The following is a 16900-nucleotide window of genomic DNA, read 5'->3' as shown; positions in this document are numbered from 1 at the left end:
CTGCAAAACCCAGCGCCCGGCCACTAGTGGCCGGGCGTTGTCGGGTGTATACATCCCGCGTTAGGTCAGGAGGCAGGCTTCGCTTTGGGAAACTTCTCCAGAATGTCGCGGGCAGCTTTGGCAAACTGGCGGCCCAGGCGAGCGGGGTTGTTAATGGGGTTGGCCACGGAACCGCGCCACACCAAGTTGTTGGTTTTGGCGTCGATGATGTCAATTACCAGTGTGCCTTCGCGGTAGCGCTCGGTGCGGTAGCCGGTGTCCAGGGGCCGGTACCAGTAGCTGTAGTTCACGGGCAGCAGTAGGCCGCGGTAGCGCACCAAGTAAGGGTAGGTGACGAGCATGGGCGGGCCGGGCGGGTTGGCCACCGTGCGCTCGGCTTCTTCCACGTAGAAGTGCGTGGTGAGGAAGAAATCGGGGTTGCTTTCGGCTCTTTGCAAGCCCCGCAAGAGCATTTCCCGCTCAATAGCCTCCCGAATGGTGGTCTGCGCCAGGGGGCTGGCCAACAGCGGGTTTGGATTCTCAGTTTTTACCTCCGTTTCGGCCCAGGCAAAGGTGCGGTACTGACTAAAATCGGTGCCGGGCCGCTGCTCTACGGCCACCGTGGGAGCACACGCGCCGAGCCACACCAGCAGCAGCACGCACCAAAGCAACATCCGGTTCATGGCGCACCTGAATAAGGAGAGAGGAGTGTTCGGATTTACCCAAACAACCACTCAAAGGTTATCGCCCAGCTTGGGATGTGATTCTAGCAATTAACGCCCTAGCAACCTTTCTCACAGCCGAATATCAAACGCCAGCGGTTCCACCACCCACTGCCCCACCACCGGGTTGTACACCACCCGCACCCCGGCCTCGAAGGGCGTGCGCAGGCGCAGCACATTGAATTGTACCAGCGCATCGAAGCCCACGTTACGGTAGTTGCGATAAATGCGCTCACCCGTGTTGAGGCGGTTGACACCGCGCCCTACATCGCCAAACACAGCGGCCCGCAGGCGCTGCACATACAGCCAGCGGCCCACTTCCCAGTGCGTGAAGGCCAGCGGCAGGCTGTAGTCGAAGCTGGCCACGCGCAGGTGGTCGAAGCTGGTGTAGCCCTGGCCGCGCGGAAACGAAACGGCCGGAGCAAACTGGTACTGCGCCCGGTCCTGCCACTGGTAGCCTCCCCGCAGCCGAATGGCATGGTGCCGGCCCAGCCCCGGCAGAAACACGCTGCCCTGCCCCGCCAGCTGCCGGGCATCCAGCCCTTGCCCAAACGGCGTGGTGCGCCACGTACCCAGGAAACTGCTGCCCCAGCGCGGAGCTACGTCGCGGGCGCTGCGCTTTAGCTGCGAAGCGTAGCTGACGGTGGTTTGCACGGCGTTCAGCGGCCGATTGGGGCCGGTTTCAGCACGGCTAAGGCGCACCGGCAAATCATAGTCATACACTTCCTCGTGCAGGTAATAAGTCCCGATAGTCAGCCCCTGCAAATACTTGGAACGGGTGAGGTTGAGCGGCAGCCGCAGCCCGGCCGACAAGCGTGTGTAGCGCCACTGGTCGCGCAATGTCTGGCCCTGGAAAATAATGGCCACATCGCGCCCGCCGTGGGTCATGTCCACGTCCAGCACCGGGTAGAGCGCCTGGTAGCTGAGTGCGCCAATCACGCTGGCCGTGCGCTCCACCTGGTCGTAGCCCACCCCGGCAAAAAGCTGGGTGGTATTGAGCAAGTCCTGCGAGCGCAGGCCCAGGCTCACGGCATTGCCCGTGGGGCTTTGCACCACGCCGTAGCTGAACACATTGAAGGCGTGCCGCAGGGGCGAATACCGCCGCACGCCGTAGCCCGACGCCCCAGAATCGGCCCTTGGCACCGGTCGCGATACCAACTGCCCGGCCGGCTCCCGAGCCGAAAGCGCCTCGGCGTAAGGCCCGGGCAGGTCGGCAGTGGCCACCGGAATCCGCACCCAAGCGGTGGTGTCGAGTGGTATTTCGACCACCCGCGCGCCGGTGGCCCGGAAATCGTGGAAAGCCAGCGAGCGGCCATCCGGCGACACGGCCGCGTGGTAAGCGCCCACCGGCCGCGACGTGACCCGGTAGGTCTGGCCGGTGCGGGCACTTACGGCATACAGGTTGTCAATGCCCGATTGCGAGGAGTTGTAGAGCACGAAATCTCCCCAGGGTTGGGGATTGGCCAAGTTCACGTTGGCCACGGGCAGCAGCGGCTGCGCAGTGCCCGTGGCTGGGCCCTGCCCGGTAGGGTCCATCACCACAATGGTTTTGCCGGCGGCGCTCAGCGTCACGGCCACGAGGCGGCGGCCGTCGGGGTGCCAGCGCGGCTGCTGGTAGAAATCGTTGTGCGGGTTGGGCAGGGTTTGCAGTTCGGCGCCGGTTTGGGCATCCACCAGCACCAGCGCGTGGCGGTAGCCGGCATCGGTGCGCACGGCCACTAGGCGCCGGCCGTCGGGCGACAGAGCCGCCGCGCTGTAGCGCGCGCCTTTGCCAATGCGGGTGAGCTGGCCCGTGGCTAGGTTCAGCACCTTCAGCTCGGATGCTATGCGCTGGCCCCAGCGGGCGTCCTGCTGGAACTCCGGCCACACGGCCTTGCCGCCGTTCACCGACAGCATTTCGGGCATGTTCAGCTGGCCGGGCACGAACACTTTGCGCTCGGCACCGCGCCGGCTCAGCAGCACGAATTGCGCAATATTGTCGAGCCCGGTTTTCAGAGCCAGCACCGTGCTATCGGTCACGTATTGCGGGTATTCGTACTGGGTAAAAACTTTTTCGGAGGCCGACGCCGCCAGCTCCCGCACTGGCGTGATGGCCGGCGCGGCCGCTTGCTGCACCCGCCAGGTCGAGTCGATTTCCGTCATGGTCCGGTCGTAGAGCTGCTCCACGGTAAGGCCGGCGCTGCGGCGAATGCCGTTTGAGAACGAGAAGGGATAAAACGGAAACCGGTAGTACTTGTCGAGCGCTTTGGCCCACGCATCGGCGCCGTGGTGGGTTTTCAGGTACGACGTCATGAAATAGCCCAGCACGTACCAGTCGGGCACTTGGTCGCGCAGGGAGCCGTTCACGGCCTTCTGGTAGCTGTAGCGGCGGCCGGCCAGCAGGTTGGCCCGCAGCCCGGCGTTGAAGTTGGGAATGCGGCCCCGGCCGCTGCGCGTGAGAGCGGTTTCGGTGCCCACGGCATCGCCTTCAAAAAACCACTGCGGCACGCCCACGGCCGCAATGCCCAGGGCGCCGTCACCCAGCAGCGGGTTCAGCAGCCGGCCAATGCCCTGCCGGGCTTTGTCGAACTGGCCCACGTGCCGGAACTCGTGCACGGCCAAGCCATCGAGCCAGTCCACGGTGCCCAGGCCCAGGCCTTGCTGCGGCGTGGTAAAAAACTCGGCGTGCCGGGGCAAAAACGTCACGAACCCATTACTAACCGTGGTTTGGTTCTGCATCACCACCCCGATGGGGCGCGGCACCACGCCCAGCGTGGCCACGCTGGGGCCGTGCAGCTGCTCCAGCCGCGCCGCCGTGCGCTGGGCGGCCGAGTCCAGGGGGCCGTTGTAAATCACCCGAAAATGCGGGGTGCGCACCTCCTGCCAGCGCAGCGACGGCGGGTTTTGAGACAAAACAGGCAGGCTCTGGGCTTGAACCCGGCCCAGCCCCGGCAGGCCCAGCAGCCCGCATAGCAACAAACGACGCATGAAATCCACCTGAAGTAAAAGGCTACCCGCTAAACGGAACGCTAAGAACGACACGGCAGCCTTGAAGTGGCTACGGCCAGGGCTGCCGACGATTGCCGGCAGCCTGGCCCGGAAAGCAGACGGCCGAAAACTTTTGAAAAAATAATTGATGTAGCAACATTTTATGTACCGACATCTATTACCTTTGTGTCCTTACTTCACTTCATTACTCCAACACCATGTCTGAAACCGCCACCGCCGCCACTACGTCTTGGGTACTTGACCCCACGCACTCCGAAGTACAGTTCAAAATCAAGCACTTGGTTATCTCTACGGTAACGGGCGCGTTCAAAAAATTCCAGGGCTCGATGCAGTCCGACGGCGAAAATTTTGAAAACGCGCAGGTTGAGTTTTCCCTCGACGTTGACAGCGTGGACACCAACCAGGAGCAACGCGACGCGCACCTGAAAAGCGAAGAATTCTTCGACGCGGCCCAGTTCCCCCACATCAAATTCGTCTCGACTTCCTTCGTGAAAGAGAGCGGCGACACCTACAAGCTGACCGGCAACCTCACGATGAAAGACGTGACCAAGCCCGTGACCTTGGAGGCAGAGTTCGGCGGTTCGGCCGTCGATTTCTATGGCAACCACAAGGCCGGCTTCGAAGTAACCGGCAAAATCAACCGCAAAGAGTTCGGCCTCACCTGGGGTGCCGTCACCGAAGCCGGTTCCATCGTGCTGGGCGACGACGTGAAGCTGTTCATCAACGTGCAGTTCGTGAAACAGGCGTAATCCTGCCGACTTGGCACCACATACGAGCCACGCAAAAGGCGGCTGCTTCGAATGAAGCAGCCGCCTTTTGCGTATTTCTGATATTATGGGAACGGCAATCGGCTCTTTTGCCCGAGCCTATTTCACTTGCAAGCTCCCGTTGCCCAAGGCCGCTTGCCCTTCTCCGGACAAACCCTCGGCGCTGAGTTGGAAGGTGCCTTTGGCATCGGAGGTAAAGAATGTTACTTCGGCTTTTCCCGACGCGTCGGTGCGCACCGTGGGGTTCCAGTAGAGCGTGGCGCGGCGGGTATCGGGAAAGTCTCGGTTGGTTTGCGGGGCATCGTAGCGGGGCACGTAAAACTCGCGGCCGCAGTGGTAGCCCGGCAAGTTCAGCACAATCACTCCCGGCGCCGACTCGCTGGACGGTTTATAAGCCGGACTGCCGCGGCGGGTGTACACGGCGATTACGCCATTCGCAGCGCGGCTGCCGTAGACGGCGGCCCCGGGCCCTTTCAGCACCTCTATACTTTCTACTTCAGATGCCTGGAAAGCAACTATGTCTTGAAAATCAACGGGCAATCCATCGAGAAGGTAAAGAGGGCTGGCATTGCCGTTGATGGTGCTGCCCCCCCGAATGACCACACTCGGGTTGCGAACATCGCCGGACACGCTTACCCCCGCTATGCGCCCGCGCAGGTAGTCGAGCACCGTGAGATTGGACTTGGGCAAATCCGCCATGTTAATCACCGCAGCATCGTTGGGCGAGTGCAAGTGGCGCGAGTCAACGGGCTGGGCTTTGGCACCTCGCACGTTGACGCCGTCGAGCAGGATGAACTTGGTTGTGTCGAGGCGGAACTGGCGCTCGGCGGCGCGCTGCTGCTGGCTCCGGCTTAGGGCCTCTTTCAAAGCTACCGGGGCCTGCAGGGGCAGCGGAGGCAGCGGGCGAGTGGCCACGGGCGGGCCCGCGTCGAGGCGCAGCACCACGGCACGGGCGTCTTTCGCACGGGCTTGCAAGGTTACCCGGGTGGTATCGCAGCCGCCGAAGCCGGTGAACAGGAAGTGGCCTTCGCTGTTTGCCACCGTCGAGAGCACCTGCTTGATGGGCGAGGACTGCAGGAACGTGAGCTTGCTATTGGGCACGGGCTTGCCGTTGGGCTGCGTGACCTGCCCCAAAATCCCCAACGAGCGTTCGACGCCGTAGTCGCGCACGGGCGCTTGCCCGGCCAGCACGGCCTTCCACACAAACCGCCGCCAGCCCTGCGTGAGCAGCAGCGCATCGAGGTGCTGCGCCGTTTCGGGGGTAGGGTTCTGAAAATAATAGCTGGGGGTTTCCACGTAGCCGGCCAAGTCGGAAGTGAGCAGCAGGTGCGAGGCGATGTTTTCGGCGCTGGAGCCGGCGCCTTCGCTGTCGGTAATTGCCAGCGAAAGGTTAGCCGCTATGGGCTGCCCCTTGGCATCGGCCACGGCCACCCGCACCCGTACGGGCTGGCGGGAATGGTAACTGGCTTGGTCCGGGGTAAGCGTCACGCGCAGGGCCGACTGATTTTGAGCAAAGGCCAGCCGCTCGGCCAGCGGTGTGCCCTGGCCGTCGAACAAGGTGAAATGCACAATACCACCCGGAAATTTGCTCTTGGGAATGTGCATCGTAAACGCCTCAGCGCCCGACATCTGGCTGCGGGCCACGTAAGCCACGGTGCCCCGCACCTGCCCCACCAGCAGCACCGGCCCGCCACTGCCGCCTTGCTTCTGAATAGCTACCAGAAAATCGTTGGGCAGCGTCACCACGTGCAGGATGTAGCCCGTTGCCTGCACTGCCGGCAAGGGCACCGTAGTGGGTGCGGCGGCCGGAGCCACCACGGCGTGGTAGCGCTGGCCCGCTACCGGTGTAAACGTGAAGGTGCCCATGCCCAGGTGGCTGCTGCGAAAAGAGGCCACCGCGCGGTTTTCCGCATCAAACACCTGGCCCTGCATATCGAGGCCGTGGGCGTCGTGGTTGGTGGCTTTGAAGGCCACTGTATTTTCCAGGCCTGCAATTAGGTTGCCGCCTTCGGGAAAAAACTGGACGTCGGGCGGGGCTGCCACGGCAGCAGCGGCGCGAAAAGCGGCCGCCGCCCGCGCCCGAACGGCCACCGGATTCGAATCCGGGGCATCAACCGGAGCGGCTGGCCACACGGCCAAACGACGGGAAAAGAAGAAATCGGGGCCGGCATTTCGCATCCAGCCGGTGTAGGCGCGGAGGGTGTAGTTGCCGGGGGTAAGGGTGTCGGGCAGGGCTATATCGCCGGGCGCCAGGCCTCCTGCCAGTAGCAGGTTGCGGCGGGCCACTACTTGGTTGTTGGCATTTAGCAGGTCCACGTGCAGCACCTTGCTCAACGTATCGGGCCGGTGCAGGCGGGCGTCTACCACGTAGGCTTTTAGCCAAATGGTCTCGCCAGCGGTATACCAAGCCTTGTCGAGGTGCAGGTAGGCTTTCTCGGGCAAGGCCGCGCCGTAATACCGCTGAACGCCCTCCACAATTCGCCGCACCACCTCATCGTCGGGCGGCAGGCGGAACGCAGCAGCGCCTGCCAGTAGCGCCACCATGGCTAATAGAGACAAAAGCCGGCGCGAACGCAAACGGGTGGAAAGCAGCATGACGTATTGGGTAGAGGACTCAGAGCAGCAACGCACCCATCTGGCGAATTGGGGTGGCCCGGTTAGTACTGGGCAGCCAAATATAGCCGTGCTCAACCAGTTCGGTCAGGCGCATCTGAGAAGCCTCCCCCTTGCGTGTGGCGTTCGTTCCCACCCAAGTCCTGGTGCAGTATGCGCTGGTCTTTAAGCGTAGCGGTGCCGCGCTCTTCCGCTATGATGCGGAAGAGCGCGGCGGCTGCCTTGGTCGGACAGGCGTTTGGTTCAGCAAAATCTACCGCGAATAAATTCGCCCGGTGGGGCATTCTTTACAGTTGCTTGAGCCACGCCTGGGCCGTTGCAATGTCGTCGAACGTGCCCACCACCGGGGCATCGGGGGTGAATTGCAGGGTGAGGTCGGTTGAGAGCCGGCTGTAGACGTTGGGCGAGTATATCCAGGCGAAAAACTTCAGGCCGGCGTCCGTCATGGCCGGAAACCACTCGGTGCCGCCCCATTCGGCGGCCTCGCTCCACATGCTGGTCACCCGGGTGTTGTCGTTCAGCACTTTGCTGCTGCGGCACTCCACCATAAACCGAAGCATTTCCCGGCAGCCGTGCTGCACGCTTGCCAAATCCTGATTCCCGTGCCAGTCAGCATAAATCCATTCGTTCAGGTGGTCGTAGGAAATAGTAACGTGGGGGTTGTCGAGTAAAGTTTGCAAGTACATAGCAACAGGTTGGAGCAGTGCGCCATGCTACGGCAAATACGTAGCACGGGATACAATACCGACGCTAATTTAAAAAAATAGTGGTTTCAAAGATGCTTAAAGGGCATTTATTCGGAATTTATAAATACGTATCACCGCTCCAACGCGCGCCTTCCAACAACATTTGCCTTGGCCGAAGCTGAACTTTGCCGCGCTTTTTCGGCTTGTTTCACCGTGCGCAGTGCCGGCGCGGCCGGCGCGGATTTCGCCGCCAAAAAAACTTTATTGGATTCGGGCGCTTCCTTTCCAGATTCACTGGTTCCGGCACCATTTCTGTCTTCTCTTTTCCATGAAAAACCGATTGAAATCCCTGGCTAGCCTGAGCTTCCTGGCTTTCCTCTTTGCCTGCGGTACCCAGCAGTCCGCCGATGCGCAGAACCCACCGCGCTCCACGGCCGGCTTCGCCCCCGCCAACCTAAACGGCTTGGCCATGGCCACCTTTGCGGGCGGCTGCTTCTGGGCGCAAGAAGAAGCCTTTGAGCAGCTCAAAGGCGTGAAGCAAGTGGTAAGCGGCTACGCTGGCGGCACCAAGGCCAACCCTACCTATGAGGAAGTGGCCGACAAAACCACTGGCCACACCGAAACGGTGCAGATTTACTACGACCCCAAAGTCATCAGCTACCAGAAGCTGGCCGATATTTTCTTCACCGCCTCGCACGACCCCACCCAACGCAACGGCCAAGGCAACGACATCGGCCCTGAGTACCGCTCGGCGGCTTTTTACCGCACGCCGCAGGAAAAGAAGGTGCTGGAGGCCACCATCGCCCGCGTCAACGCCTCGAAGGTGTACGGCGGCAAAATCGTGACCGAAGTGGTTCCGTTCAAAAAGTTCTGGCCCGCCGAGGACTACCACCAGGGCTACTACCGCCTGCACCCCGAAAACCCTTACATCAGCAACGTATCGGCGCGCAAAGTAGAACACGTGCAAAAAGCGTTTGCCAAAGATTTGAAGTCGCCGCTTTAAGGCCCCCAATACCGCAATGCCGGCATTGGCAAAGCAGCCCCGACCACCTTGGCCGGGGCTTTTTTGGCGAATCACGCAAGCGCCGTGCTCGCCGCCTATCTTTGAATAAAGCAAGCCGTTTGCCACCGGCCGCGTTTCGCTGTCCTCGTCCTATATGCTCCCACCTGCCGTTCCTGCTCTGGATTTTGAGCTGTTGTTTGCCGCGCTGCCCGCGCCTTTTGCCGCGCTGGCCCCCGATGGCACCGTGCTGGCACTAAATACCGCAATGGCGGCGCTGCTGCGCCCAGACGGGCAGCCCATCATTGGCCAACCGGCTGCAGCCCTGCACAGTGCCCTGGCCGCGGCGGGCCAGCAGTTGGCGGCTCCGCAAGCGTGGGACGGCGCACTGCACGAAGCCCGGGCGGGCGCCACCCGGGTGCTCAAGCCCGACTGGAATTCGGCCGCCCGGCCCGGCACCGCGGCCACAGCAGCCGCCCCTAACTACTGGGAAACCACCTTGCAACCGGTGCCCCCCCCGGGGCCAGAGGCCGGCCCGCCGCGCTTCCTGCTGCTGCGCCTGCTGAACGTGAACGACCACCAACGCAACGAGCAGCTGCTGGTGGCCCAACAACAGCGCACCCAGCGCATTCTAGACCAATTGCCGCTCACCGTCACCACCATGGAAGGCGACGACCTGCAGTTTACCTTCCTATCGGCCCGGGCCCGCGAAGCCATGGGCACCCGCGCGGCGGTAGGGCGGCCTGTGGCCGAAAGCCTGCCGGAAGTCAGCGCGCAGGGCTACGTGCAGCTGCTGCAGAAAGTGCGCGACAGCGGCCAGCCCGTTTTTGGCTACGAGGAACGCACCGAACTGGTGGACCCCACCACGGGCGAGCTACAGGAGCGGTTCAACAACTTCGGGTATTTGCCCCTCTATGGCGAACAGGGCACGGGCGTGCTCGCCTACGGCCTCGACGTGACCGAGCAGGTGCAGGCCCGTCTGCGCAACGAAGCGCTGGCCGCCAAAGCCCAGGCCGCCGACCAGCGCCTGCACCGCGTCACCGAAAACCTGCCTTCCATCACCTTCATCAGCAACCAGGAAGGGGCTGTGCTGTACCTGAGTCCCCAGTGGTACGCCTACACCGGCAGCAGTCCGGCCGATGACCTGGACCAGATATGGGAGGCGCGGGTGCACCCCGACGACCAGGCGCTGGCGAAGCAGCACTACGCCACGGCCCTGGCCAACGGCACGCCCTGGCGCTACGAACTGCGCCTGCGCCGCCACGACGACGAGTACCGCTGGTTTCTGAGCCAAGGAATGCCCGAACCGCTGGAAGACGCCCAGGCCGCCGGCCGCTCGCGGCAGTGGTTCGGCTCCGACCTCGACATCCACGAGTTGCGCGAAACCCAGGCCCGCCTGGAGGCCAAAGACCAGCAGCTCAGCCAGATTCTGGGCCAGGCACCGGCCCTGATTGCCACCGTGGCCGGCCCCGACCACCGCTTCACCTTCACCAACGCCGCCTACGACGAGCTAATGCTGCACCGGCCCCGCCTGGGCCAGCCCGCGGGCCAGTGCCTGCCCGAAATAGCGGAGCAGGGCTTTGTGATGCTGCTCGACAGTGTGTACCAATCAAACAAAACCTTTGAGGGCCGGGCCATGCCCCTTGAGGTACTGTCCGGGACGGGCGACGAGCGCCGGCTGCTGTACCTCGACTTCACCTACCAGCTGCTGCGCGACGAGCAGGGCAAGGCCACCGGCATCATGGCGTTTGGGGTCGATGTGACGCAGCAAGTGCTGGCCCGCCGGGAAACCGAAGTGCTGCAGGGCGAAGTGCGGGCCGCCGACCAGCGCCTGCGCCGCCAAGCCGAAGTGCTGCCCATCATCACCTTCACCACCGATAACGTAGGCCGCACCACCTACATGAGCCCGCAGTGGTACACCTTCACGGGCCAGCAACCCGGCGGCGCCTGGGCCGAAGTGGATGCCGAATGGGCCGACCGCCTGCACCCCGACGACCGGGCAAAGGCCGAGCGGCTCATTCAGCAAAGCATCAACTACGCCCAGCTGGGCCGGGTAGAGGTGCGCCTGCGCGGGGCCAACGGCCAGTACCGCTGGTTCCTGACCGAGGCCGTACCCGAATTGAATATTGACGGCCAGCTCCGCCAGCGCTACGGCTACATGCTGGACGTGCACGAGCTACGCCAAACCCAGCGCCAACTGGAAGCCAAGGACCGCCAGCTCAGCTTGATTTTGGACCAGGCGCCGGCCCTGGTGGCCACGCTGCAAGGCCCCGACCACCGCTACTCGTTCTTCAACTTGCGGTATCAGGAAATGGCCGGGCGGCGCATTCAGTTGGGCCATCCGGTGGCCGAAGTATTGCCGGAGGTAGTGAAACAGGGGTTTGTCGAATTGCTGGACAAGGTGTACCAAACCGGAGAAACCTACATCGGGCAGGAAGTACGCATTCAGTTGGGCAGCTCAACGGCATCCAATCCGCAGATGCTGTACGTGGACCACACCTACATTCCGCTGCGCGACGAGCGGGACCAGGTGACTGGCATTCTGAGCTTTGCCCTCGATGTAACCGAGCGGGTGCACATTCGCCAGCGGGCCGAAGCCGCGCAGGCCGAAGCCCAGGCCGCCGACCAGCGCTTGCGCCTGCTGACCGAAAGCCTGCCCCTCATCTCGTACCAGTCCGCCGCCGATGGCAGCCCGGAGTACGTTTCTCCCCAATGGTTTGCGTATACCGGGCAGGCGCCGGTTGCGTTTGACCCCGTCAGGAGCTGGGCGGCGGCCATTCACCCGGACGACCTGCCGGCCTTGAGCCAGTCGTTTGCGCAGCAACTCAACGCCCGGCAAACCTGGCAAGACGAATTTCGCTTGCGCCGCCACGACGGGCAGTACCGCCGCCACTTGTCGCGCTCGACTCCGGAGCTTGACCCGGCCACGGGCGAAGTAGTGCGCTGGTTTGGTACCACGCTCGACATTGAGGAGCTGCACGAGCGCACCGAAGAGCTGGCCCGCAGCCGGGCCGATTTTGCGGCCCTGGCCAACAACATTTCCCAACTGGCCTGGATTGCCGACCCCACAGGCAATATTTTTTGGTACAACCAGCAGTGGTACGACTACACGGGCACTTCCGTGGAGGAAGTGCAGAGCGGGGGCTGGAAACAGGCGTACGACCCGGCGTTGGCGAAAGGCATCTCGGAACGCTTCCTGGCCAGCATTGCCAGCGGCGAGCCGTGGGAAGACACGTTCCCGCTACGGCGCCACGACGGGCAGTACCGCTGGTTTTTAAGCCGGGCCCGGCCCATTCGCGACGAGGCCACCGGGGAAGTGCTGCGCTGGTTTGGCACCAACACCGACGTAACGGAACTGCGCCAGCTGCAAAACCGCCTCGGGGCCAGCGAAGAAGAGCTGCGCATTCAGGCCGAGAGCATTCCGCAGCAGGTGTGGACGGCCCAGCCCGACGGCACCGTCGACTTTTTCAACCACCGCACCGCGGCCTACGTGGGCGAGTCGATGGAGAAGAACGGCGCCGCGCACTGGCTCCACTTCGTGCACCCCGACGACCACGCCCCCATGCAGGCGCGCTGGGACCACGCCATTGCTACCCAACGCTACTACGAGGCCGAGTTCCGCCTGCGCCGCTACGACGGCGAGTACCGCTGGTTTCTGGGCCAGGCCCAGGCGCGCCGGGCCCCCGGCGGCCAGGTGCTGAAATGGTACGGCACCAACACCGACGTGCACCAGCAGCGCGTGCTGCAGGAGCAGCTGCTGTCGAGCCAGGCCCGCTTCCAGCAGCTGCTCGAAACCCTGCCCCAGATGACCTGGACCGCCCGACCCGATGGCATCCCAACGTACTTCAGCCAACGCTGGTACGATTTCACCGGCGCCGGCGCCGACGAGTTGCAGGACTGGGGATGGGAGGACTTTGTGCATCCCGACGACCTGGGCACCACCGTGCGCAACTGGCGCCACAGCCTGGCAACCGGCGAACCCTACATGGACGAAAACCGGTGGCGCGACCACGCCGGCAACTACCGGTGGTTTCTGGTCCGGGCCGAAGCCATTCGGGACAACACCGGTGCAATCACCTTGTGGGTGGGCGCCCACACCGACGTGCACGAAGTAAAGGAAGTGCAACAACAGCTCGAGGCCCAAAACGCCCGCTTGGTGCGCACCAACGAGGACTTGGACAACTTTGTGTACACCGCCTCGCACGACCTCAAGCAGCCCATCAACAACATGGCCGGCATTTTTGAAGAACTGACGCGCACGGCCTACTTCCGCGACCCCGACGCCATCAAGCTTATTACTTATTTTGAGCGGGCGCTGGGGCAGATTTTTGGCACCATCGATTCCCTTAGTGCGATTGTGCGCGGGCAGCGGCAAGAGCAAGAAGTACCCGCCGAAAGCGTGGAAATGGACCCGTTGGTAGCCGAAATCGTGGCCAGCCTGCAAGACCAGGTGACGCAGACCGGTGCCAGATTTGAGCTGGACTTTGCCACCTGCCCCGTGGTCACCTTCGTGCGTCCCAACCTGCAAAGCCTGCTCTTCAACCTCATCAGCAACTCGCTGAAATACGCCGACCCTGCCCGGCCGGCCCTCATCCGCATCAGCTGCACGCCCAATGCGGCCACGGGCGGCCCCGTGCTCACGGTGCAGGACAACGGCATTGGTATCGATATGGAGCGGTTCGGCCCGCAGTTGTTTCAGCTATTCCGCCGGTTTCACACCCACGTTGATGGGACGGGCATGGGGCTGTACCTGGTCAATCGCATCGTGAAAAACCACGGCGGCCGGCTGGAAGTCAGCAGCACCGTGGGCGAAGGCACCACGTTTCAGATTTATTTGTAGCCATTCGGAAGAAACAGACAACTCCCTGCCTTGGTAAGGCGGGGAGTTGTCTGTTTCTTCGTCTGCCTTCTTCCGCATTACCCAACCCTTACCACCTTGCTTCAGTCCAAGCTTCCCGACATTGGTGTCAGCATCTTCACCCAAATGACCCTGCTGGCCCAGGAAACGGGCGCCATCAACCTCGCCCAGGGCTTTCCCGACTACGACCCGCCGCAGGAGTTGCTCGAAGCCCTGGCCCGCCACGCCCGCACGCCGGGCCACCACCAGTACGCTCCCATGCCGGGCCTGCCGCGGCTGCGCGAAGCCATTGCCGCCCAGGTAGCGCGCCTGCACGCCGATGCCCCCGCCCCCGACCCGGCCACCGAAATCACCGTCACGGCCGGCGCCACCGAAGCGCTGTACGCTGTACTGGCCGCCGTAGTCCGGCCCGGCGATGAAGTGCTGGTGTTTGAGCCCGCGTACGACCTATACGGACCGGCCATCCGGCTGCAGGGCGGGGTGCCGCGTTACGTGCGCTTGCCCGCCCCGCACTTCCGGCCCGACTGGGAAGCCGTGCGCCGGGTGGTATCGCCCCGCACCCGCCTGGTAATGGTGAACACGCCCCACAACCCCAGCGGCGCCGTTTTCACGGCCGACGACTGGAACCAGCTGGCCCGCCTGCTGTCCGGCACCGACGCGCTGGTGCTGAGCGACGAAGTGTACGAGCACCTCGTGTTCGACGACACCCCGTGCATGAGCGCCCGCCAGCACCCCGAGCTGCGCGAGCGCAGCTTCGTGCTCTCTTCCTTTGGCAAAACCTACCACGCCACGGGCTGGAAAGTGGGCTACTGCATTGCCCCGCCTGCCCTCACGGCGGAGGTACGCCGGGTGCACCAGTTCGTCACGTTTGCCGTGAGCACGCCCACCCAACACGCCCTGGCCGATGTGCTGGCTGCCGATACTGCCGACGCCCATGCCCGCGGCCTGGCTGGCTTTTACCAACAGAAGCGCGACGAATTCCGCGCCCTGCTGGCTGGGGCCGGGTGGGAATTGCTGCCCGTGCCCGGCGGGTATTTTCAGCTGGCGCGCTACGATGCCTTCTCCCCAGCCACCGACGTGGCTTTTGCCCACTACCTGGCCCGCGAAAAAGGCGTGGCCGTGGTTCCCGTTTCGGCCTTCTACCACGACGGGTTTGACGACGGGCTGATTCGGTTTTGCTTCGCGAAAGAAGCCGCCACGCTGGCCGCCGCGGCCGAACGGCTGCGGTAGAAAAGGATGCATTTCCACCTCTAATGAAAAGGCCGTCATGCTTCGACTGCGCGCAACATGACGGCCTATTACATTCGATTAATTCTGACCCATAATCCGCATGGCTGACCTCACCGTTTCTTTTCTTCAAACCGAACTGCACTGGCACGATGCGGTGGCCAACCGGGCGAGCATCGCGCAGCATCTCAGCCATATCACCGGCCCCACCGACCTGATTGTGCTGCCCGAAATGTTCACCACGGGTTTCAGCATGGAGGCGCCGGAGCAAGCCGAAACCATGGACGGCCCCACGGTGGCGTGGCTGCGCGAGCAAGCCGCGCAGCACAACGCCGTGGTCACGGGCAGCGTCATCATCAAAGAGCGGGATGCTTATTTCAACCGCCTGCTGTGGGTGCGGCCCGATGGCAGCCTGCGCAGCTACGACAAGCGCCACCTGTTTACATTGGCCGGCGAGCAGCACACCTACACGCCCGGCAGCGCTCGCCTCGTGGAGGAGTGGCGCGGTTGGCGCATCTGCCCGCTGGTGTGCTACGACCTGCGCTTCCCCGTTTGGAGCCGCAACCAGCCCACCGAACCCTACGACCTGCTGCTGTACGTGGCCAATTGGCCCGCCGTGCGCCGCACCGCCTGGGCGACCCTGTTGCGCGCCCGCGCCATCGAGAACGTGGCCTGCGCCTTGGGCGTGAACCGCATCGGCCGCGATGCCTTGGGCCACGACTATTCGGGCGACTCGGCCCTGCTGGATGCCCGCGGCAACTATTTGGTTGAAGCCAACGACCGCGCCGGCGTATTCACGCACACCCTGCGCCGGGCGGAGCTTGACGAGTTTCGGACCAAGTTTACGGCCCTGAACGATGGGGACGCCTTTGAGCTGCTGGGGTAAGAGCCGACGCTTAGGATTGTTGCAAACTGCTGACCCTTCTTTTCAGCCCCCGCCGGGTGTAGTAAAGCAGCACCCGAATGAACTGTGTGTCGCCGGGCTTTTTAAGTAAGTAGCGCCATGCCAGCTGGTAGCCGGTCTTGAAGTGTTGGCCGTGTAGCGCAGCAATGGCTTGGTCGCGCAGCTCAATTTCGGGGTGGGCGTGCAAATAATCGCGGATGCGGGCGGGGAGCTGCCGGGTGAACTGGCGCATAACCGTTCTTTTTTTCTCCAGCGGCGAGGCTGCGAAGGAATCCGTCAGCACCGCGGCAAGCAGCGCATCAACGGCCAGCTTTTCGCGGCCCTGCCAGTAATGATACACCACTTGGTCGCTGGCGCGGAGGCTGGACCGAGTTTGCAGCACCAGGCAGAAAGCCAGTTGTTCGCTGATGTGAGATTCCGAGCCGGCATAAAACGCATCGGTTAGCACCAAAACGTCTGCCATGTAGGCGGCGGCCGAAGCCGACAGCCCGAGCACCCCCGCGTTCCACGAATGGTGGGAAGGCAAGAATTGCTCTTCGCCCCGGGAAGTTTGGAAGGTTTCGTGCGCCAGCAACTGGAGCAGTTGCGCCCGCTCCTTCCCGCCTTCGCCACTGGGGCTGTCCAGCGGATACTCCAGTGCGTGCATCAAGCTGGTGGTGGGCGAAATCTGCGCCACCAGTGGCCGGGGGTCCGCGAAAACGAACGTATCGGCATCGAGGTAGAGCAGATTGTCTTCCGGATAGCGGCGCAGCACTTCATCAATCACCGCCACCTTCAGGCGATGCACAAAAGCAGCAGGCCCCTGGTAGGTGCGAATATCTTCCGGCGTCAGTTCCCGAAACGTTACCTGCAAGCCGGTGAAAAAGGGGCGGAAGTACGCTGCGTTATCAGTAAAAACCAGCACCTGGCCCGTTTCGGCTGCTTCCGACGCCCACGCACAGTAACTAAGCACGGCCAGAATGCCCCGTTTGTACTCTGTTTCACTACCGTAAGTAAGAATAACCAAGTTGGTCATATTGGCAATGAAACAGTTGATTTTATTCCGTATTCATCAATAATACAGGATAAAAATCTCTTGTACGCCAATACCAGCTCACCGTTGACTTTGCCGTTACGCCCAGACAAGTGCGTTTCTTAATTTTGCCGCAATGCGTAG

Annotated in this window: 11 protein-coding genes; 6 read left to right on the top strand and 5 right to left on the bottom strand. The window is 62.9% G+C overall.

Going from position 1 to position 16900, the window contains the following annotated elements; genetic code table 11:
• Positions 1-65 precede the first annotated feature (65 nt).
• Both I2I05_RS02920 and I2I05_RS02915 read right to left on the bottom strand, forming a co-directional pair.
• The gene (locus I2I05_RS02920) at positions 66-662 is read right to left on the bottom strand and encodes a DUF4136 domain-containing protein (RefSeq protein ID WP_196280689.1); all 597 of its coding nucleotides are present in this window, start codon (positions 660-662) and stop codon (positions 66-68) included.
• A 111-nt stretch (positions 663-773) separates the two neighbouring features.
• Positions 774-3668, bottom strand: a complete 2895-nt coding sequence (locus I2I05_RS02915; protein WP_196280688.1) for a TolB family protein — start codon at positions 3666-3668, stop codon at positions 774-776.
• Between the two features lie 218 nt (positions 3669-3886).
• On the opposite strand from I2I05_RS02915, the gene I2I05_RS02910 reads away from it, so the two are divergent.
• Positions 3887-4438, top strand: a complete 552-nt coding sequence (locus I2I05_RS02910; protein ID WP_196280687.1) for a YceI family protein — start codon at positions 3887-3889, stop codon at positions 4436-4438.
• 117 nt (positions 4439-4555) lie between these two features.
• On the opposite strand, the gene I2I05_RS02905 is transcribed toward I2I05_RS02910, so the two are convergent.
• Both I2I05_RS02905 and I2I05_RS02900 read right to left on the bottom strand, forming a co-directional pair.
• Positions 4556-7051, bottom strand: a complete 2496-nt coding sequence (locus I2I05_RS02905; protein WP_196280686.1) for a TonB-dependent receptor plug domain-containing protein — start codon at positions 7049-7051, stop codon at positions 4556-4558.
• Between the two features lie 305 nt (positions 7052-7356).
• A complete protein-coding gene (locus tag I2I05_RS02900) occupies positions 7357-7755 on the bottom strand; it encodes a hypothetical protein (protein ID WP_196280685.1) in 399 nt (132 codons plus the stop codon).
• A 168-nt stretch (positions 7756-7923) separates the two neighbouring features.
• Between I2I05_RS02900 and I2I05_RS02895 the strand changes: the two genes are divergently transcribed.
• The 5 genes from I2I05_RS02895 to I2I05_RS02875 all read left to right on the top strand — a co-directional run bounded on the left by I2I05_RS02895 (position 7924) and on the right by I2I05_RS02875 (position 15726).
• A complete protein-coding gene (locus tag I2I05_RS02895; protein ID WP_196280684.1) occupies positions 7924-8112 on the top strand; it encodes a hypothetical protein in 189 nt (62 codons plus the stop codon).
• A complete protein-coding gene (msrA, locus tag I2I05_RS02890) occupies positions 8084-8758 on the top strand; it encodes a peptide-methionine (S)-S-oxide reductase MsrA (RefSeq protein WP_196280683.1) in 675 nt (224 codons plus the stop codon). The genes I2I05_RS02895 and msrA overlap by 29 nt, the downstream gene beginning before the upstream one ends.
• Before the next feature lie 154 nt (positions 8759-8912).
• Complete coding sequence (locus tag I2I05_RS02885; protein ID WP_196280682.1) at positions 8913-13595, top strand: PAS domain-containing sensor histidine kinase; 4683 nt, start codon at positions 8913-8915, stop codon at positions 13593-13595.
• A gap of 96 nt (positions 13596-13691) precedes the next feature.
• Positions 13692-14843, top strand: coding sequence for a methionine aminotransferase (locus tag I2I05_RS02880; RefSeq protein ID WP_196280681.1), 1152 nt, complete (start codon positions 13692-13694; stop codon positions 14841-14843).
• A 100-nt stretch (positions 14844-14943) separates the two neighbouring features.
• Positions 14944-15726 carry an amidohydrolase gene (locus I2I05_RS02875; RefSeq protein ID WP_196280680.1) on the top strand — a complete coding sequence of 261 codons (783 nt, stop codon included), beginning with the start codon at positions 14944-14946 and terminating at the stop codon, positions 15724-15726.
• A gap of 10 nt (positions 15727-15736) precedes the next feature.
• Here I2I05_RS02875 and I2I05_RS02870 read toward each other — a convergent pair whose 3' ends face one another.
• Positions 15737-16759: a hypothetical protein gene (locus I2I05_RS02870; RefSeq protein WP_196280679.1), complete on the bottom strand. Its 1023-nt coding sequence runs from the start codon at positions 16757-16759 to the stop codon at positions 15737-15739.
• Between the last annotated feature and the right edge of the window lie 141 nt (positions 16760-16900).

The sequence above is a fragment of the Hymenobacter jeongseonensis genome (assembly GCF_015694725.1).
Lineage (GTDB): Bacteria > Bacteroidota > Bacteroidia > Cytophagales > Hymenobacteraceae > Hymenobacter > Hymenobacter jeongseonensis.
Note: the sequence above shows the minus strand (reverse complement) of the source record. Positions and strands in the feature narration are given on the sequence as shown.